This window comes from Dyadobacter flavalbus (assembly GCF_006149045.1).
Lineage (GTDB): Bacteria > Bacteroidota > Bacteroidia > Cytophagales > Spirosomataceae > Dyadobacter > Dyadobacter flavalbus.
In genome coordinates, this window is record NZ_VBSN01000049.1 from 219,205 (window position 1) to 239,059 (window position 19,855).

Annotated in this window: 10 protein-coding genes; 5 read left to right on the forward strand and 5 right to left on the reverse strand. The window is 47.5% G+C overall.

The window, feature by feature from the left end:
* The first annotated feature begins 69 nt into the window (after positions 1–69).
* Positions 70–3,336, forward strand: coding sequence for a CBM96 family carbohydrate-binding protein (locus FEM33_RS16800; RefSeq protein WP_139013155.1), 3,267 nt, complete (start codon positions 70–72; stop codon positions 3,334–3,336).
* 174 nt (positions 3,337–3,510) lie between these two features.
* Positions 3,511–6,666: a CBM96 family carbohydrate-binding protein gene (locus FEM33_RS16805; protein WP_161597166.1), complete on the forward strand. Its 3,156-nt coding sequence runs from the start codon at positions 3,511–3,513 to the stop codon at positions 6,664–6,666.
* Positions 6,667–6,871: 205 nt separating this feature from the next.
* Here FEM33_RS16805 and FEM33_RS16810 read toward each other — a convergent pair whose 3' ends face one another.
* Positions 6,872–9,013, reverse strand: a complete 2,142-nt coding sequence (locus FEM33_RS16810) for a GH92 family glycosyl hydrolase (protein WP_139013157.1) — start codon at positions 9,011–9,013, stop codon at positions 6,872–6,874.
* Positions 9,014–9,608: 595 nt separating this feature from the next.
* On the opposite strand from FEM33_RS16810, the gene FEM33_RS16815 reads away from it, so the two are divergent.
* The 3 genes from FEM33_RS16815 to FEM33_RS16825 all read left to right on the forward strand — a co-directional run bounded on the left by FEM33_RS16815 (position 9,609) and on the right by FEM33_RS16825 (position 13,737).
* Entirely contained in the window at positions 9,609–11,111 is a 1,503-nt protein-coding gene (locus tag FEM33_RS16815; RefSeq protein ID WP_139013158.1) for a glycoside hydrolase family 32 protein, read from the forward strand.
* 239 nt (positions 11,112–11,350) lie between these two features.
* Positions 11,351–12,226 (forward strand): DUF808 domain-containing protein, encoded by an 876-nt coding sequence (locus FEM33_RS16820; protein ID WP_139013159.1) that lies wholly within the window; start codon positions 11,351–11,353, stop codon positions 12,224–12,226.
* A 278-nt stretch (positions 12,227–12,504) separates the two neighbouring features.
* Positions 12,505–13,737 (forward strand): PQQ-dependent sugar dehydrogenase, encoded by a 1,233-nt coding sequence (locus FEM33_RS16825; protein ID WP_139013160.1) that lies wholly within the window; start codon positions 12,505–12,507, stop codon positions 13,735–13,737.
* 133 nt (positions 13,738–13,870) lie between these two features.
* Here the strand turns inward: FEM33_RS16825 and FEM33_RS16830 are convergent, their stop codons facing one another.
* The 4 genes from FEM33_RS16830 to FEM33_RS16845 form a co-directional block, all read right to left on the reverse strand.
* A complete protein-coding gene (locus tag FEM33_RS16830; protein WP_139013161.1) occupies positions 13,871–14,590 on the reverse strand; it encodes a DUF4198 domain-containing protein in 720 nt (239 codons plus the stop codon).
* Positions 14,591–14,636: 46 nt separating this feature from the next.
* Positions 14,637–15,941: a PepSY-associated TM helix domain-containing protein gene (locus FEM33_RS16835; protein ID WP_139013162.1), complete on the reverse strand. Its 1,305-nt coding sequence runs from the start codon at positions 15,939–15,941 to the stop codon at positions 14,637–14,639.
* A 113-nt stretch (positions 15,942–16,054) separates the two neighbouring features.
* Positions 16,055–17,293: a DUF4374 domain-containing protein gene (locus FEM33_RS16840; RefSeq protein ID WP_139013163.1), complete on the reverse strand. Its 1,239-nt coding sequence runs from the start codon at positions 17,291–17,293 to the stop codon at positions 16,055–16,057.
* 44 nt (positions 17,294–17,337) lie between these two features.
* Positions 17,338–19,707 carry a TonB-dependent receptor gene (locus FEM33_RS16845; RefSeq protein ID WP_139013164.1) on the reverse strand — a complete coding sequence of 790 codons (2,370 nt, stop codon included), beginning with the start codon at positions 19,705–19,707 and terminating at the stop codon, positions 17,338–17,340.
* Positions 19,708–19,855: the final 148 nt, after the last annotated feature.

Genomic DNA, 19,855 nt, shown 5'->3' on the forward strand with positions numbered 1-19,855 from the left:
CAAAGTTTATAGTAAACGGCAGCAGACATATGGATTATCTTTGATAAAAGTCAAACCAGCTCACGTTCTATGTCAATACATTTACTTTACCGATGCCTTGCAGACAGGAAACTTCTCTTCTTGTCCTTTTTTCTTTTCACAGCGGCAGTTGCCTTTGCACAGCCCGGCATTGAGTGGGGATGGCTGTACCCGAAAGCGGGCGTAGATAAATTAAGGTCTGTAACCGCAACCCGGGATGGCGGGTATATCGTTGCAGGTACTTTTTCTGCAATTCCCCCGTCTTCAGACTTTCAAAATTTTGATGATTTCCGGGTCATAAAAATAGGATCATCCGGAATCGTTGAGTGGGAAAAGACATTGGGCGGCGCAGGATCGGAATACGAACCGCGCATCATTCAGACAACAGACGGCGGCTATCTGGTCGGAGGTACTTCGGGCTCCGATAAAAGTGCGGATAAATCGGAAAATGACCGCTCTGCAGTAGAACACGAACGCGGGGATTTCTGGGTTATCAGGCTTGCCGCCAACGGAACGATGCAATGGGAAAAAACCATTGGAGGCAACAAGTCGGACCGCTTGGCAGTAATAAGACAAACTGCTGACGGCGGTTTTTTGCTGGGCGGTTCATCCTTTTCGGATATCAGCGCGGATAAAACAACAGCTGCAAGAGGCTGGGATGATTTCTGGATTGTCAAGATCAATGCGAACGGAGCGATACAATGGGACAAAACTTTCGGAGGCAGCGGACAGGAAGGACTGGGCGGCTTGCTGATTACCCGTGACGGTATTCTTTTGGGAGGCTACTCGGATTCCAATGCAAGCGGCGACAAAAGCGAAAATGCGAAGGGTATCTGGGATTACTGGCTTGTAAAACTTTCACCCGACGGAACGAAGCTTTGGGACAAAACAATCGGCGGTGACCAATTTGACGAAATGGTCGATATGCAGGCTACCTCTGACGGCGGAGTAATCATCGGCGGAAACTCTGAATCAGGGATAAGCGGAGACAAAAGTGAAAAAAGCGGTGGAGAATGGTACGACTACTGGATTGTGAAAACCGATGGTTTGGGGAATATACAGTGGGACAAAACCCTTGGAGGTTCAAAAGCGGAAAGTCTGGGATCGGTCAGACAAACTCCGGATGGAGGCTACATCATAAGCGGCGTGTCCAAATCAGGCATAAGCGGCAGTAAAACACTGCCCAGCAGAGGCACTTTCAGCGCATGGCTTGTGAGGCTGGATGCAACGGGTAAAAAGCTTTGGGAAAAGACCCCGGGCGGAGACGGAAGTGATGATTTTGCAAGAGGAACACGCACGATCCCTACCGCAGATGGCGGCTATCTGATGATCGGATCGGCAGGCGGCTCTACCGGATCGGGTGACATCATGCAGAAACCTTTGCAGGAAGACGGATGGATTGTCAAGCTGCAACCGGAAGGAAATACCCGGAAGCTGGCATTTTCTGCCGATTCACTGAATTTTAACCTCCTGAGTACAACGCCTGATTCTGCTCAAAACGTAAGCATTTATGCCGACTCAGGTGTGCCCGCAATTACGCTTCGTACAACTACTGCCGACTGGCTTGATCTGCCTGCACCGGCTTTGGGATCGTTGCCGATTACGGTTAAAACATCAGGTATTACGCCAAACCGGTATAGCGCCATGGTTACAGCCATAGCTCCCGGGTATGTAAGGGCGTTTCTGAAAGTTAAACTGGTACTTAAAGAGGCATCAATGCCTCCGAATCTCAGCCCGATTGAAGACAAGGCAGTGCTGCCGGGCGGGACACTCCGGTTTACTGTATTTGCGACTACAAGATATGGACAAACCAAGACATTTTCGCTTCTGAACCCGTTACCGGGTGCCACGATTAACGCCTCCACAGGTGCTTTCAGCTGGGCTGCATCTTCTGAGTTAGGATCCTATCCGTTTACCGTGAGAGTCAGTGACGTAAATTTCCCACATCTTTATGAAGACGAAACTTTTACAGTGCAGGTTGTGGAAGCCGCAGATATGAATGTCATCCGGATCAATGCAGGCGGCAAGGCTTTCACGACTGCCGACGGCCATGTGTTCCAGGCCGACACGTTCTATGTCAGCAATACCCGCACCAGCTCGATTAAGGGTGTCGATATCCTGAACACACAGGAAGACGAGCTGTATCGGACCGGCCGTTGCGATCATTCTTTCAGTTACCGGATTCCTGTGCAAAGCGGTATTTACAGGGTTACACTGCATTTTGCCGAAATATACTGGGGCGTTTCTCCCAACCGTCCTGCCAATATTTACCGGCGACGGTTCCACGTTGATGCAGAAGGCCAGAGAAAACTGGATGATTACAAAATTTTACAGAAAGCAGGCGCGCCGCTCACAGCGGTGCAGGAATCTTTTGAAGTAGGCGTTACTGACGGTTTTCTAGATCTGGATTTCCTGGAAGGCCGCAGTGACCTGCCCAGGGTTTCGGCCATTGAAGTAAGAGCCATTAAACCGTTGACAGTGCTGTCAGCAGCGCCGGTTGCGGATGCCTATGTACGCTACGGAAACAGCTCGCAGACCAATTATGGCCTTGAACAAACCATTGACCTGAAAGCGACCACAAAGGACGAACTTGCCCGTACGGCATATATCAAGTTTTCAATGGCAAGTGTAAGAGATGTTATCGGTGCAAGGCTTCGCATTTATGGGCGAAACTACGAAGGCACCAACTACGTCCAGGTCGGACTAACCGGCATTGACAACGATAACTGGTCTGAAACCGGCATTACCGGAAGCAATGCACCAACCGGTCCTTCCACATTTCTGAATTCGTTTGTTATAAATGACTACAGACACAGGGCCAAGTTTTTTGAAATCGACATTACCGAGTTTGCAAAAGCGCAGTTTGATCAGGACAAAACACTGACTTTGATGCTTGCGGATATGTCTTCTGCCAATAAAAGGATCATTTTCAACAGCAGGGAAAATACGGTAAACCCGCCTGAGCTACTCTTATTTTCATCTTTGCCGGCAATTACCAATACGAGAACAGGTGAAGCGAAGAATTCAGACGAAGTAAAAGTGGATACCGAAAGCGAACGAACTGCTTCCACTATTTTCCCGAACCCGGCACAGAAACATGTTACCATCCAGATCGGCAACAAGCATCAGGAAAATATTTCCTTGGAGCTGATCAATGCAGCGGGCATCAGTTATCCGGTCAATACAAAGGAAGAACTGCATGCCGGCAGCAAAGTGGAAGCGGATATTTCCGGTTTGTCTTTAAGCAAAGGAATTTATCTGCTGAAAGTACATTCCAGTAATACTTCTGAAATACTGAAAGTGTTGATTACAGAGTAATCTGACTGCTGAAATGCCCGGTTTTATCCGGACATTTATTTCATTTTGATAGAAATAAATCTTTTCTACTTAACCCTTAACTGCTCACATCACATGCATTTACATTTATCTGCTCACAATCCTTTACCCAAAAACTGTTTTCACCGGACTTTTTTGAAGTACCTGAAACCCTACATGATTTTCATCCTAGCTGCTTTTTTTACAGGAAACCTGCTGGCGCAGCCAGCGGTGGAATGGGACAAGCTGCAAACACTGTCTGAGAACTTTGGACCTTATGTCCGAGTAGCATGCCCTACTGCGGATGGCGGATTGCTTGTTGGATTATATCCCCAAAGTAATGTTGGCTCAAATTACTTTATTGTTAAGCTGGACAGTAAAGGAAACAAAGAATGGGAAAAAACATATGGAGGAAATAAAGAAGACGAATTGCAGTCTGTTATCCCGACATCCGATGGCGGATACCTGATTGGAGGCCAGTCCGATTCTGATGCCAGTGGTGATAAGACAGATTCGGCCTACTCGATTAGTACTGATTACTGGATTATCAAGATTACCGCAGACGGAACCAAACAATGGGACAAAACGTATGGCGGAACAGGCACTGACAATCTGGCAACAGCAATACAGACTTCTGACGGAGGGTATCTCATTGGCGGTTTGTCAAGTTCTCCTGCAAATGGGATTAAATCCGAAAATTCGTATGGAGAATTTGATTACTGGGTGATCAAACTTGACGCAAACGGAAACAAGCAATGGGACAAAACCCTGGGTGGATCCTTGCGAGATCGTGTTTCATCGTTAATACAGGCACCGGATGGAGGTTTTATCGTAGCTGGCGAATCCGATTCAGAAATAGGTGGAAATAAAACAGCAGATTCCAAGGGTTCGTATGATTACTGGATTGTAAAACTTTCAGCCAGCGGCACCAAACTCTGGGACAAAACCTATGGCGGCAGATACTTTGACCGTGATCCTATTATCACGCGTACCGAAGACAACGGTTTTTTGCTTGCCGGAATATCTTCATCTGAAGTTGAAGGAGACAAAACAGCTCCCGTTTTCGGCGATTATGATGTATGGGTGGTCAAAATCAATTCGGAAGGAGAAAAGCTGTGGGATAAAAGCTATGGAGGAAGCGATTTTGATTTGATTAAATCCATTCAGCCAACCTCTGACGGCGGGTATTTGATTGGTGGAATAGGCGGAACATCTTTATCTGATCCCCACACAGATCCGGAATTGCAGGGATACGGTTTCTGGGCCGTGAAAATTGATGCCAGCGGATCAAAAATATGGGACAGGAATATTGGTGGAGGAATTGTTGAATTAGCCGGGGCTTTCCCTACGTCTGATGGCGGATACTTCCTTACCGGGCATGCATTAACCGATAATGTAGAAGGCGGTAAAACCGAATACGGACAAGGTATCTGGACTGTAAAGCTGCTTTCTGAATCAAATGACAGAAAGCTCACATTTTCTCCCGGAGCACTCGATTTCACGCTTCCAAACATGCCTGCTGACTCTTCCCGAATTGCAAACCTGTCTGCCAGCACAGGCTCACCAGATATCTCGCTTCGCAAATCTGCCGCCAAATGGCCGGATTTGCCTTCGCCCGCACTGGGCTCCCTGGCCTTCCATGTGAATACGGAAGGTTTTGCGCCCGGCAGGTATATTTCCGTCATTTCTGCAACAGCACCCGGATATGCCAGAGCATTGCTGAAAGTCAACCTGACGGTTAATGAAGTCACCAATCCTCCGGTACTCAGCCCGATTGGTAACAAATTACTGCAGCCGGGCGAAATACTGAAGTTTACAGCGGATGCAACAGCAGGATTTGGACAAACCAAGATCTTTTCGCTTGTAAACGCGCCTGCCGGCGCTGCCATTGATGCTTCTACTGGCGCTTTCAGCTGGAACACGCCGTGGGAATCCGGTACTTATCAGTTTAATGTCAGGGTCAGTATTGCCGGTTTTCCGAACCTTTATGATGAAGAAACCATTACAGTTATCCTGAAGCTTACTGATCCGGCAGATGTTCCTGCTATCCGCATCAATGCGGGCGGCGATGATTTCACAACTGCCGACGGACGTGTTTTTCAGGCTGATGCATTTTTTAACGGTAGGCGCACAAGCTTTGTGGGGCAAGTTGATATCCTGAACACACCGGATGACGATTTGTACCGCAACACCCGCAGTGATGATTCTTTTAGTTACGACATTCCGGTACAAACCGGCGTATACAAGGTTACGCTTCATTTTGCAGAAATATACTGGGGCGTTTTTCCCAACAGGCCGGCCATTGATATCAGGAGGAAGTTCAATGTGGAGGCTGAAGGCCAGATAAAACTGGATAATTACAGCATTCTCCGGAAAGCAGGCGCGCCGCTCACAGCAGTGACAGAAACTTTCGAAGTAGACGTCCGGGATGGTTTTCTTAGCCTGTATTTCAGGAAAAATGCAGACCGGGCTTCCGTAGCAGCCATAGAAGTTGAATTTATCAAACCATTGGTAGAACTGTCGACTAAACCTGTTGCAGATGCTTACATACGTTTTGGAAGCAGCTCGCAGACCAACTTCGGACTTGAACAAACCATTGACCTGAAAGCAAATACAAACGCCGATTATGACCGTGCGGCATATATGAAGTTTTCACTGGCCGGGTTGAGCAGTATCAATAGTGCAAGGATCCGCATTTACGGGCGTAACTATGAAGGCAGCAAAACCGTTCAGGTTGGCCTCACCGGTATTGACAACGATAACTGGACGGAAACCGGAATTACGGCGAGCAATGCGCCAACCGGCACTTCTGTATTTCTTGGAAAATTCAATTCGATGCGGAAGGCCCGGTTTTATGAAATTGATATTACCGACTTTGCAAAATCGCAGCTTGCACAGGACAAGACGCTGACGCTGATCCTGGCCGATATGTTCGCGGCCAATAACAGGGTCATTTTCAACAGCAGGGAAAATGCCGTAAATCCGCCCGAACTGATTGTAACGACTACTGAACCGGTAATTTCATCAGCAAGAATGGCCGAGTCAGAAACAGCAGACGATGCTGAAAAGGAAACGGAAAGCTCAATCATTTATCCAAATCCAGTAAAAGACCGCTTTACGATCCGCGTGGGAAGCCGGCATCAGAATGCTATCGGCTTGTCGCTTGTCAGTGAAACGGGCAACATGATCCCGATCGGTACGCCTGAAGGTCTGCATGCGGGTTCTGTTTCCGATATTGATATAAGTCGCTTTCGGCTTCCGGCAGGCATTTATTTGTTACATGTGCAGTCGGCTTCCAACTCGGAAACGCTGAAAGTGCTGCTTGCAAATTAGAATAATTTTATTTTGTATTTAGCAAAAACGGGTGCCTGACAAGCACCCGTTTTGGTTGAAAAACGTATGAATAATTACGGAATTCCGTACAAGCTTTTATAAAAAATCCTTCAACCAGTTTCCAAAACAGTTTAATTACCAATCAATCAACCCAAAACCTTTCTTCCCTTTCTCCTTCTTCCTTCCTCCTTCCTCCATTTCCCAACTACCGCGTCACCATTTCAATTTCCCCGCCATTGAGAAAAAGGCTGTGCGGCACAAAATAGCCGTTCGTCTTCTGCCCGTTTACTTTGATGGCCGTCAGGTTCCTGCCTTTTGCCGGTTTTTTGATGGTAAGCATTTTGCCGCTGCTGGTTTTCCATTTCACCTCGTCAAAAAGCGGAACGGTCACAATGTACTCCGGATCGGTAGCCGAAAACGGGTATAATCCCAATGCGCTGAACACATACCACGCCGACATTTCGCCTGCATCGTCCATCCCGCAAAGCGCCAGCCCTTCGTCACCGATACCGTACAGATTATTGAGAATATGGTCAATGATTTTCTGCGACTTTTCTGGTTTTCCGATGAAATGGTAAGCAAATGGCGCCTCGTGGTCGGGCTGGTTTCCGTGGCAGTACTGGCCGATCATCGTTTCCACATTGCGTGCAATGTAGGACGGGTTCCAGGGAACCGTAAAAAGCGAATCCAGTTTCGACTCAAAGCCTTTCGGGCCGCCGTAAAGTGCAATCAGTCCGGGCATATCGTGCGGCGCAAAAAATGACACCTGCCACGCATTGGCTTCACGGTACATGTATTCATAATAAGGGTATTGCGGATTGAACGGCTTGATCCAGTCACCGTTTTCGAGCCTGCCGCGCATAAACCGGGTGGAAGCATCGAACATGTTTTTATAATTTCCGGACCGTGCCATCAGCACCTTGTAATTGGCCGTATCGCCCAGACTTTTCGCAAGCTGCGCCACCGAGTAATCATCATATGCATATTCCAGTGTTTTGGAAACGCCTGCTCTGGCTTTGGTTTCCACATGCGGATTGGGCACGTCCGGGTCCGAGATATAGCCTTTCTGAATGTACTCGGCAACGTACGGCCGGGCGCCGTCTGGATTGTTCGCATTTTTCAGCAGGATTTCATAAGTACCTTTTATATCAAAATCCTTGATTCCCCGAAGGTAAGCACCTGCAATGGATGACGATCCGTGATCCCCGTGAAAAAAGGTGGGAATGAAGCCCGTTTTATCACCGACATCCTTCATGGATTTGATCACATCCCGCGTTACATCCGGCGAAATCAGTCCGAGCAGCACATCCTTGTTCCGGTAAGTATCCCAGAGCGAAGGCTCTGTGTAATAACGAAAATCAGCTTTGACGACATTTTTCTTTGCATCTGTAAACGAGCCATTTACATCGCTGCGCAGCGCAGGCCACAAAAACGACCTGTAAAGGCTGGAATAAAGCATCTGTTTTTGCTTCTCCGTACCGCCTCTGACCTGCACCGATGACAACAGTGTTTCCCACGTACGGGTAGCTTCCGCGCGGACACTTTCGAATGTCTTGCTGCCTATTTCCTTTTCCAGATTCTCTTTTGCATTAGCCGTACTTACAAATGAAATCCCGATTTTAAGTTCCACAGGCTCTTTGCTCCCGTCGGCCAGATGCACGATTGCATAACCGCCCGTTGCGCCTTCTTCTTTCTTTTCCAGTTTCTGAACAGGTGTATTCAGCACGGCATAAAAGTAAATTTTTTCGCCTGTCTGCTGAAATCCCTGAACGGCATGGACTCCTGCCTGTTCCATGCTCCAGTTGGAAATTTTGTTATTGGCCTTTGCAAGATCGAAAAGAATCTGACGGTCCTTGCTGTTCTGGTATTCATACCGGTGATACCCGGCGCGGAGCGTGGAAGTAAGGCTTACCTTTACATGATAATCATCCAAATAAACCTGATAAAATCCCGGCGCGGCACTTTCCTTATCGTGACTGAACTTTGACCCGAATTTCCCGCCCGGATTGGAAAGCGGCAAAACCGGAATATTGCACAGGTTCCAGTGGCCTTTGTTGGTGTGGGTAAAACCCAGGATTATGTCGTCTTCATACTCATAGCCCGCGCCCGAGCCATATTCTGTCATAGGGCTCAGCTGCACCATGGCATTAGGCAGCGAACTGCCGGGGAAAGTCAGTCCGGCCCATGAACGCCAGCCTTCGGGCAACTTGTACCCGAGTATTTCCGGATCAGTAAGTGGTGCCGTACCGATGAACGTATTGACGTACTTTGTGTATTGCTGGCTTTGTCCGGGAACAGAGGCCATCAGGATCATTAAAAAACCGTACAGGGTCTTTGGAAGCTTCATTAAAATATAGTTTTGTTTAAGTAAATACGTTAAGTAAGAGCTGGTTAGATTTTGTGCCTGCATATCCTGAAAAGACAGCCTGCCGTATGCTTCCGGAACGCCTTCAACGAACAGGAATTGTTCCTTAACCGCTTGTTGTTAATGATTTTGCTAAGTAGGACATCTTTTTACAATATTGAAAGTTTATGTTCAAATATTGCATACTGCTGCTGCCTCCGCAAGGCATGAGCATGTACCGGCTGCCTGAAAAGCTCAGGATTTCCGTGATTTTCCGATGCGGTGAGCCGGGGCATGGCCGGGAAAACATTAAATGTGTATCTTGAAGAGGAAAAAGCAAGACGGCCATTTTTATCAACCGCCGAATTCCGGATTCCCGGCAGGATGCGACGTATATCTTCCTGTCGCGCAAAGCAAAATCAGTTTTGCAAAAGGATTATATAATCAAAATCCGGGCTTTTAGTTTTTAGCCGTTAGCTTTCAGCAGATAGCGGCCTGACATTTGCTGTACAGCCAGAAGCAATAAATCAAAAACTGACATTTATAATCCCCAATTCAACATTTCAAAAGCCAACAGCCAAAAACATCCAGCTCATACATGAAAAAAATAACGATCATCCTGTTTTACATTTCTGCATTAACCGCAATTCAGGTTATGGCGCAGGAATTTAAGGAAAAGTACCGGCCGCAGTTTCATTTTACACCAAAAGCCAACTGGATGAACGATCCGAACGGCATGGTCTTTCACAACGGGACTTATCACCTTTTTTATCAGTATTATCCTCATGACAAAATCTGGGGGCCCATGCATTGGGGCCATGCGACAAGCAAGGATATGGTTTCGTGGAAAGAACAGCCGATTGCCCTGTATCCCGACAGTCTGGGTTATATTTTTTCAGGAAGCGCAGTGGTTGACAAAAACAATACGGCCGGATTCGGGAAAGATGCGCTGGTTGCCATTTTCACGCATCACGATCCCGTGCAGGAAAAGCAGAAAACCGGCAAACATGAATCCCAAAGCATTGCTTACAGCCTCGACGAAGGCAAAACATGGACCAAATACAAGGGAAATCCCGTTGTAAAAAATCCGGGCATCAGCGATTTTCGTGATCCGAAAGTAAGATGGTTTGAGCCTCAGAAAAAATGGATCATGACGCTGGCAACAAAGGACCGGATCACCTTTTATTCTTCCCCCGACCTTAAAACATGGACTCGCGAAAGTGACTTTGGTGCAAATGAAGGCGGGCATGGCGGCGTATGGGAATGTCCGGATCTGTTTCCGATCATGCACGAGGGAAAAGAAACCTGGGTTCTGATCGTCAACATCAATCCGGGCGGGCCCAACAAAGGTTCTGCGGGACAGTATTTCCTGGGAAATTTTGACGGAAAGACTTTCACGTCCAATTCAAAGGAAACCAAATGGCTGGATTTCGGAGCAGACAACTATGCAGCCGTTACATTTTCCAATACAGGCAGCCGCAACATTCTGATGGGCTGGATGAGCAACTGGCAATATGCCAATCAGGTCCCGACCGATCCATGGCGGAGCGCAAATACCATTGCACGTGAGCTAGGCCTGAAAACGGTCGGAAAAGAGCTTTATCTTACTTCTGTTCCTGTAAAAGAGCTGGATGCGCTGAACGCAGCAGGGTTTTCAATGAAGCATGTACGGGTCAAAGATCAGCTGGACCTGACGGAAAAAGCAAAAAACAAAACAGGTTTGTTCCGGCTAGATCTAAGCACTGAAAACACGGCGGATTTTTCCGTTTTGCTGGCCAATGAAGCGGGCAATGAACTCATTGTAGGATACGATAAAGCTGCAAACCAGTATTACATAGACCGTTCAAAATCCGGCAAAACCGACTTTGAAAAAGGTTTTGGCGAAAGGCACAAAGCGCCCAGATTTGCAACAGAAGAAAAAATTTCATTCACATTGATTGCGGACGTTGCTTCGGTGGAGCTTTTTGCGGATAACGGGCTTACGGTCATGACCGATATTTTCTTTCCTGAAAGCGAAATGTCAAAGCTTTACATCAAATCGGCATCCGGAATTGCATTGGACAACCTGAAATATACCGTATTGAAAAGTGCTGTAAAATAAACTGCTGCGACGTTCCCAAAATGCTGTAAATCCAGAAAGGCCTTAACCGGTTTGTAAGGTGTGAAATCAGCTGAAATCCATGTCTGTATAATAAACCGGACATGGATTTTTAGTTAAGGCTGTGTCAGGGCTGTTCAGATGGTTTGGGCATGTTTTTTACCATCCCGGTTACCATTGTATTTTGACAAACCCTGCTGGATCGGTTTTTTATAATATATTCGCGCAAGATAAAATAGAATATGGCATCAGGATTTTTTGCGATTTTAGACGATATAGCATTCTTAATGGATGATGTTGCGCTGGCAACAAAAGTGGCAACACGTAAAACGGCGGGTATTCTGGGCGACGACCTGGCTGTGAATGCGGAGAAAGCAACCGGTTTTTTGTCCGAGCGGGAATTGCCGGTTTTGTGGGCCATTACAAAAGGCTCACTGCTTAACAAGCTCATTATCGTCCCTTTGGCCTTGCTGCTGAATGTGTTCTTACCGTCGGCCATCACGTACATTCTGCTTTTGGGAGGACTTTATCTGGCCTATGAAGGTGTCGAAAAAATAATCGAGTACTTTTTTCATCATCCCAAAAGCGAACATTCCGTCATAAAAGAAGTGGAACCCGAAACGCAGACGATTGACGTTGATACCGAAAAGGCAAAAATCAAATCGGCCGTAACAACCGACTTTATCCTGTCCATAGAAATCGTGATCATTGCGCTGGGCAGTGTTATAGATGAAAATCTCACCATACAGATTCTGACGGTTTCAGTAGTTGCATTGCTGGCGACCGTTGGCGTTTACGGCATTGTTGCGCTGATTGTAAGATCGGACGATGCCGGCTACAAGCTGATTAAAAAGTCGAACGATAAAGGGTTCTTTTCAAAACTGGGCCATTTACTGGTCAAGGCACTTCCTGTCATGATCAAGGTGCTGGGTGCGGTGGGAACCGTAGCCTTATTGTTGGTGTCAGGCGGAATCTTTGTCCATAATATCGAATATTTTCACCATCTTTTTCCCGGGCTTCCGACTACGATCAAAGAACTGGGAATCGGCATCGTTGCCGGACTGATCGCTTTCGTGGTTATTACGGGTTTCAAGAAACTGGTTTCCCTCGCAAAGTAGAATTGCAGAGTCTTTTTATGAAAACTTTCATGCTGCTGATCCGCGGCTGATGCCTTGTGTATCTGCAGCAAGATTTTTATCCGGTGCGCGCAGGTCTTTTCCTGCTTAACAGCATTGATAATCAATTTTTTTTGCCAGCAGAAATTCATTACTGAATCCCTTAATAATGTGAATTCATTTTTGATACAATAAAACGATTTTTACATTTGCAGGGATGAGGTGTACATGATCATGTACGTATACAACTCAATTTCCAAACCTGTTAACTTCCAAAAACAATGACAAAATATGTTTTGCTGATTGCGGCAGCTGCTGCTTTTTCTCTTGCATCCTGCCAGAAAGAATCATCGGAGACTTCCGAAACTGCACAAAAGGACAGCACCGGTGCACCCGTTGAAACCCAGAAAGCCAATTCGGACTATAAACCCTCATTTGAAGGCCAGACCCGGATCGGAAGTGTGAAATCCGCTACTGCCTACGAAGGCAAAGTCCTGAGCAGCGAACTCCAGAATCCATGGGGCATAACCACTTTACCTGACGGCCGACTGATCATTACCGAAAAAGCCGGAACCATGCGCATTGCGACCACGGACGGGAAAGTCAGTGCGCCCATCACCGGGATTCCTGCCGTAAATTCCGAAGGCCAGGGAGGCTTGCTGGGCATCCGCGTTGATCCCGAATTTGAAAAGAACAGAATGGTTTACTGGGTATTCTCACAGGCGCTGCCCGACGGCAACCTCACGGCCGTAGCCAAGGGCAAGTTATCTGCAGATGAAAAGAAAATAGAAGGCGCCAAGGTTATTTATCAGGCCACGCCGGCATATGCCAGCAATCTTCACTACGGCGGACGTATTCTTTTTGACAAAAATGGCGACCTTATCATTAGTACCGGAGAACGTTCCGACACGGTTACCAGGCCGCAGGCACAGCATCTGAACTCCGCCCTGGGAAAAGTGATCCGGATTACCAAAGAGGGCAAGCCTGTTTCAGGCAATCCGTTTGAAGGAAAATCCGGCGCCAGACCGGAGCTGTATTCTTACGGACACCGCAATGTACAGGGACTCGCTTTTCATCCGGAAACCGGAGATTTGTGGGAAGTGGAATTCGGACCGAGAGGCGGCGATGAACTTAACCGCATTGAGCCGGGAAAAAATTACGGCTGGCCAACAATCACTTACGGTATCGAGTACAGCGGCAAGAAAATCGGTGACTCTATTCAGGTAAAAGAAGGAATGGAACAGCCTGTTTATTACTGGGACCCGGTTATTTCTCCGAGCGGAATCACCTTTTACAGCGGCGACAGCATTCCGGAGTGGAAAAACAATCTGTTCATCGGCGGACTGAGCAGCATGCACATAGCCAGGCTTGTCATCGAAAACAATAAAGTCGTAGGGGAAGAAAGGCTTCTTGCCAGTGAAGGACAACGTTTCCGCGACATCACGGAAGGAAAAGACGGCGCCTTGTATGCCGTTACGGACCAGGGAAGATTATACCGCGTTTACAAAAAGTAAGCAGTTTTTTGGTATAAATAAAAAGCCATTTACTGTAAACAGATCCTGCATGAGAATCTGCTTGCAGTAAATGGCTTTTTTAATCAGAGCGGATCATAACTTTTAAAATTATATAACCATTCAGAAACAGCTGCTACTGCACGTCAATCAGCAAGGTGGCGCTTCTCCAGATGGATTTGTATGGCTTGCCGAAATGATCGCCCTCCGCTTTTTCACTGGCCGAGGCCTCGATTTTGTAAGTACCGGGCCATACCGGTACAAATTCCGCCGCTCCGCCTGCATCCGAACGGACATGCCTGTTCCAGCCGCTCGGAGATGCAATGCTTACCTGCATTTTTTCAGCGGGCTTGTTCTTCAACAGGGTCGTAAGATTTACAGACTGGTTTGTTCTGAACGTTCCGGAGGCATCGGCAAAGACGTTGATCTCGTTTTCATTAAAGGAAGCTTCATTTCCGGTCAGCGATTTTCCTACTTTAACGACGGCACTGGCATTGAACTGGTAAACCGTGGAACCGCCCAGCTCCCTGGCCGCCTTGCTGATCGTCAGGGTATATACGCCGTCCTGTTTCGGAGTAAATTCCGAAGTAAAGTGATCCCCGGCCGCTACGGTCGCCAGCTTTGTCTTTTGCTTGTCGGGCGCAATGAGCCAAAGCTCGAACTCTTTCACATCCGAATACCAGTCACCGATTTTTTCCGGTTTGTCGTCCGGCTCGGCATAAATGATTTTCACCGTCTGCTTCTGTCCGGCTTTTCCAACGGTGTTGGTTTCTATCCAGAGTGCATGGGCAAAAAGGCTGCCGGCACTCGACAGCAATACGATAACAAACACTATCAGATTTTTCAGGGTAGTCATATGTACTGTATTTTTTTAATCAATTGAATTGTAAACAAAACTGGTCTTATGCATTTCCGGGGTTATTTCCCGTCGGAGCTATTTTAGTAAATGCCACCGTATTCTGAACTTTGGGCCTGAAAGCCAGCTTCGCAGCAACAGGTTCATTCAAAGAAACCCCATTGTCCCTACTCCCTTTCTCCTTTCTCCCCTTCTCCCGCTTCTTCTTGCTTTTCCCGAATCCCTTGCGGTTCCACCAGATTATAAAACCGGTTACAGGCAGGCTGGCACCGATCAAAGTAGAGAGAAACGCCAGCACTTTCCCCGGAAACCCCAGGATGCTTCCGACATGAATATCGTAATTCATGCGGCGGAGCTTCGATCCGAAAGCCGCTTCTTCATACGGGCCGCCGAAAACCTTGTCACGCGGAAGTTCTTTTAATGTATGCTGGTCAAAAACATAACCGCGGTTGTTATAGAACTGGCCGCTGTTCGGATAAACCGTTACATATATGGGCGAAGTGGCTTTTGCAGCCTCCGGAAATGTATAGTAAAACCCTTCTGATTTCGGATGTTTGGAAATGACGTGGTTCCAGGCTTTGTCCATGGCCTGCTGCGGCGTATAATATTTGCCGGCCATCAGCGAGTCCGACTTTGTATCACGCGCTCTTCCCGGCAGAGAATCACCGCCGGAAGTAACCCAGTACAGCCCTTCACTGTACCACTGGATGCCGTAAACCATGCCGGTTAAAGCAATAGCCAGCAAAAATAAGAGCGAGTAAAACCCAAGTACATTGTGCAGATCAAGGTTTACACGCTTGAAAGAAGCACCCCATTTGATTTTAAAGCTTTTATCAACCGTACTTTGCGTCCATTTTTTGGGATACCACCAGATCAGCCCGGTAATGAGCAGAATGACAAACACCAGCGTACCGTAATTGACAACCGGACGGCCGATTTCGAAAGGCAGCCACAAGAAGCGGTGTCCGTTCAGCACCCAGCGAAAGAAATTGGTTTCACCTTTCCTGTGCACTTCCCTGCTGATCACTTTTCCGGTATAAGGGTTTATTTTCAGCGTTATGTTCGGCCCGCGCCGCTCGCCGAGGGCCAGATAAATGCTGCGCCCCTGCTGGTAAGTAGCGTACGAAACTTTCATATCCGGGTAGGAAGCAGCGGCTATTTGCATCAGTCGGGACGGCATGATTACGGGTTTATCCTGCCTTTCGATTTTGGTTTCAGGTTCCAGCATCCCGGTGATTTCTTCATTAAAAACCCAGACACAACCGGTGATGCAGACAATAAAAACGATTATTCCGGAAATCAGGCCCAGCCATAAATGAAGCCAGTTATTTACTTTTTTAAATGTTGTCATAAAAGGAACGGCAAATGATCAGAAGATTTAAATACGCGCCATGAAAACAAACTGCTATTATAAAGCCCGTCGCCGGAAAAGCGGAAAGGCTTTATGATGACAATGGCAAATCTTTACTTTACTTTCACAATGGCCGTGATGGCGCCGCCTTCCACTTTAAGGCCCTGCCTGGCCGTTGCAGTAGCAATGTCAATGGCATATACCCAGCTTCCCGCGTCCGTATTTATTCCTACGAATATCGTTTTGCCGTCGGCGCTGACCGTGTTGTTGTTGTAAGATGCCGATCTGGAAGCGATGCTTTCAGGCGTGCCCGTTACCCATGTAAAAGTCTGATTGTATAAATCGGAAATGGCCAGCCTCGTCGGACCGTACTGGTTTGCAGCGTCGGTCAGCATATAAAGCAACGATTTTCCTTTGCCGAGGTACGTTTGCCCGATCACTTTTTTACCGCCCGATTTTTCCTGCACATTGAAGTAATAGCTTTGATCAAACTCTGTTGTGCCTTTTTTGATCCTTACAAAAGCCGACGGTTTGGTACCGGCCGGCTTTCCGCTGCTGGTGGCAACAGCCGGTGAAAATGCATATGTGTCGCCGTTTTCATCTACGAGAAGTCCATTGTTGAAATAAGATCCGATGAAACTGGTGCGGTTGTCTTTGATTACTTTTTCAAGCTGCATGGCCGGGTAAGAGAAAACGGCAATCCAGCTGCTGTCGGGATAAGCCGTTCCGAATACATCCGGTGCCGCTCCTTTGATGCTCATGTAAGGCGCGAATATTTTATCCCCGACTTGCGTAGCCCATGTAAAATGTGCCCGTTCCCCGTTTCCGGCCAGCCTGACGATATTGATCTGTCCTTCGCCCACAATTTTGGACTGGTCTGCATTGATCCGGAACCACGATGCGCTTTCATTGCCGCTTCTCGGCACTTTGATCGTCAGGATGTCATCGCCCGCCGGAGCAAATACCTGTACTGTCTCGCTCTGGAAATCGGATGATTTGACAAGCTCTCCGGCTTCGCTGAGCGTGTAGGTTGTGACTGCGCCGGGATTTCCCTGCCCGTACAACAGACTGAAAAATTTGCCTTTATGCGTTATATAATAACGGTACGAACCGTCCTGCTCAATTCCTTTTCCAACGGTGCTGATGGTGCCCTGCGAAAGGTCGCTCGTCGTCAGCAGGTAATCCGCCACGCCTGACGAACCGACGGGCGCCGAAGCGACTACATACCGGGAAGGAGCTGTTGCGACCGGATCTGTAATGATGGGAGGCTCTATGGTTTTATCATCGCTGCATGCACTTAAAAACAGGCCCGTTCCCAGTACAAAGAACCAGTGTAAATATGGCTTTTTCATAATCTGTTAAAATTGAGTTTTGAACTTATTGAATTGATTGCTGATTACTTGCTGATAAAATACCTGAGCTTGACGTAGAAGCCGCGGCTGGGTTTCTGAAGGCTGAAATTGTCGTAGAGTTTGCTGTCGAGCATATTTTTGCACTCGAACGCCACATTGTATTTCCCGTTGGCCATGGCATATACAACATTGACGTCATGGCTCAGCTGGCGCGGAATATCCAGCTTGTCACTTCCCAGGCTCGGCCAGTACAAATAGTAGGCATGCACGAAGAGCAGGTTGTAGCCGAGTGTCAGCGTGTTTCCTTCCCTGCCGAAATTTTTCAGAAAAAGGGCAGCATCGGCATTGCCGAACATGAAAGGCATATTGGGAATGCGGTCGCGGTACAGCGGGCTTTCGGTCGTGTAACCGTCTTCAAACCGGGTGTTATTCCGAAGGTCCTGATATGTAAGATTTATACCCGCCGTCAGCAATTGCCGGAAAGAATAGCGCACTTCTCCGTCCACCCCGAAGTTGGTAACGTCGGCCAGGTTGTCCATCACCTGTTTGGTCTGGTTTGCATTCAGCCTGGGCCGGATAAATCCTTGGGCATCACGGTACAGGAAATTGGCATCCACGCTGAACCGGTGAACTTTGCTAATACTGCCCTGATAACTGAAACCCAGATTGTAATTGTTGCTCGTTTCCGGATCCAGATCAATATTGCCTTCCAGATTCAGCAGATCGCCGAATAGCTCATCGGTTTCGGGCAAACGGTAACTTTTTTCAAAAGAGCCTTTTAACTGCAGGTTTTTATAAATGAAGTAAGTAGAAGCAACGCCGTATCCCAGTTTGCTGAAATTGTTTTTTTGTTCCAAGTAAGCGACATCGCCGTAGTTCCCGCTCGGGTTGTAGGTGACCGAATACTTGTTGCGCTGCGTAAACTGCTTTACAAAAACGGACGTATTCCAGCGGTCGCTGTAATCAAACTTGTAACCCAGGCCGAGTACATTTTTGGCGTTGATGCGCGGCTGCTCGTATTTGTCTGCATCGGGGTAAAGTTCGTCCCTGCCTTTCCGGTTGAAGGTATTGTAAACATTGTTGATGGTCAGAGCGTGTTTCTCATCAATCTGGTAAGTCAGATTGGCCGTGGCCAGACCGTTGTTGTTGCGGAACTTGTAAAGCGAGCGTTCCCGTTCGCTGCCTGTGCCTTCGTACTGTTTGAACTGCTGAAACCAGTTGTAACGGCGGTAAACGGTATCAATGTTCTGTTCCTGTCCGAGATTGTAGTTGGCAGAAATGTTCAGGTTCAGACCTTTGATCAGCAGATCCTTTTTCTGGTATTTCAGGCTCGGCATGACAATATTCCCTTTGCGGTGCCATTGGCCAAACACGCTGACCATCCGTGCGCCGGTCTGGATTTCGGCCCGGTTCTGGCCGAGTGTGATCCCGATCAGAAGTCGGTCCGCAAACTTTTTGCCCACCAGTCCGACATTTGCAATGAGCGTTTCATTATGGTACGTATCATGAAATCTCCGTAAACGCTGGTTTTTGAAGTACTCGCCCGTGTTAACGTCTGCAACATCCACATCAATCCAGTAATTGTTGTCCGAATAGTTCTGAAAAGCATTGATCTGTGCTGTAAAACCGTTTTTTGCCGTATAGCCCGCATTGATGGCAGTCCGGTGCGTGTTGAAAGAACCGTAGGAATACGATGCGTCCAGGTAACTGTTTTGTCTGGTGTTCGTTACAATGTTCACGGCTCCGCCCAGCGCATCGGAACCCAGTCCGATCGGCACGACGCCTTTGTATACTTCTACCCTTTCGGCCAGATTGATGGGAATATTGTTGAGCTGAAAAGAGGATCCGAAATTATCCATCGGAATGCCGTCCAGAAAGAACTTTACCTGTCTTCCTGTAAAGCCGTTCAGGGAAAAATTCATATTGGAACCCACCCCGCCGCTTTCCCGCACCCTTACCCCCGAAACCCGGTCCAGGGCGTGTGACAGATCAAGCGTTGAATTCTGAAGTTTTTTTGCATCGATGGCTGTGACATTGTAAGCCTGCCGGTTGATTTCCTTCGCTTCGGAACGTCCGATCACAGAAACGGATTCAAGGTCCTGCGTTGCTGGTTTGAGGCTGAAATGCGCGCTGACATTTTCACCCGCTTTTACATTTACTTCTTTTGACTGCGTTTCATATCCGAGAAACGAAACCAGCAGTGTGTACCGTTCCGGATGCAGGTTATCAAGAATAAAATGTCCTTTGAAATCCGAGAAAACACCTTGTGAAGTGCCTGAAAGAGAGACAGAAGCACCGGGGAGCGGTTCGCCGTTCGCTGTTCTGACCGTACCTTTTACAGAAGCATTCTGGGCGAACGATAATAATGTACAGGCACAGAGTATACCTGTAATGAAAATTTTTCTAATTTGCATTACTTTTAATTTTTGACGACTTTAAAAGTACCACACTCCAGTGTGGTTGGCCGTACGGTTGGCGCCGTGCGGCCTTTTTGTTTTATAACGGTTTTTTTAGAAAGACATACGGTAAGGAGGACGAATAAACATACGGCTTATTTAGACT

Excerpts from the sequence above, each read along its gene's own strand:
- FEM33_RS16800 (WP_139013155.1), top strand. The coding sequence starts at position 70 with ATGTCAATACATTTACTTTACCGATGCCTTGCAGACAGGAAACTTCTC.
- FEM33_RS16805 (WP_161597166.1), top strand. The coding sequence starts at position 3,511 with ATGATTTTCATCCTAGCTGCTTTTTTTACAGGAAACCTGCTGGCGCAG.
- FEM33_RS16810 (WP_139013157.1), bottom strand. The coding sequence starts at position 9,013 with ATGAAGCTTCCAAAGACCCTGTACGGTTTTTTAATGATCCTGATGGCC.
- FEM33_RS16815 (WP_139013158.1), top strand. The coding sequence starts at position 9,609 with ATGAAAAAAATAACGATCATCCTGTTTTACATTTCTGCATTAACCGCA.
- FEM33_RS16820 (WP_139013159.1), top strand. The coding sequence starts at position 11,351 with ATGGCATCAGGATTTTTTGCGATTTTAGACGATATAGCATTCTTAATG.
- FEM33_RS16825 (WP_139013160.1), top strand. The coding sequence starts at position 12,505 with ATGACAAAATATGTTTTGCTGATTGCGGCAGCTGCTGCTTTTTCTCTT.
- FEM33_RS16830 (WP_139013161.1), bottom strand. The coding sequence starts at position 14,590 with ATGACTACCCTGAAAAATCTGATAGTGTTTGTTATCGTATTGCTGTCG.
- FEM33_RS16835 (WP_139013162.1), bottom strand. The coding sequence starts at position 15,941 with ATGACAACATTTAAAAAAGTAAATAACTGGCTTCATTTATGGCTGGGC.
- FEM33_RS16840 (WP_139013163.1), bottom strand. The coding sequence starts at position 17,293 with ATGAAAAAGCCATATTTACACTGGTTCTTTGTACTGGGAACGGGCCTG.
- FEM33_RS16845 (WP_139013164.1), bottom strand. The coding sequence starts at position 19,707 with ATGCAAATTAGAAAAATTTTCATTACAGGTATACTCTGTGCCTGTACA.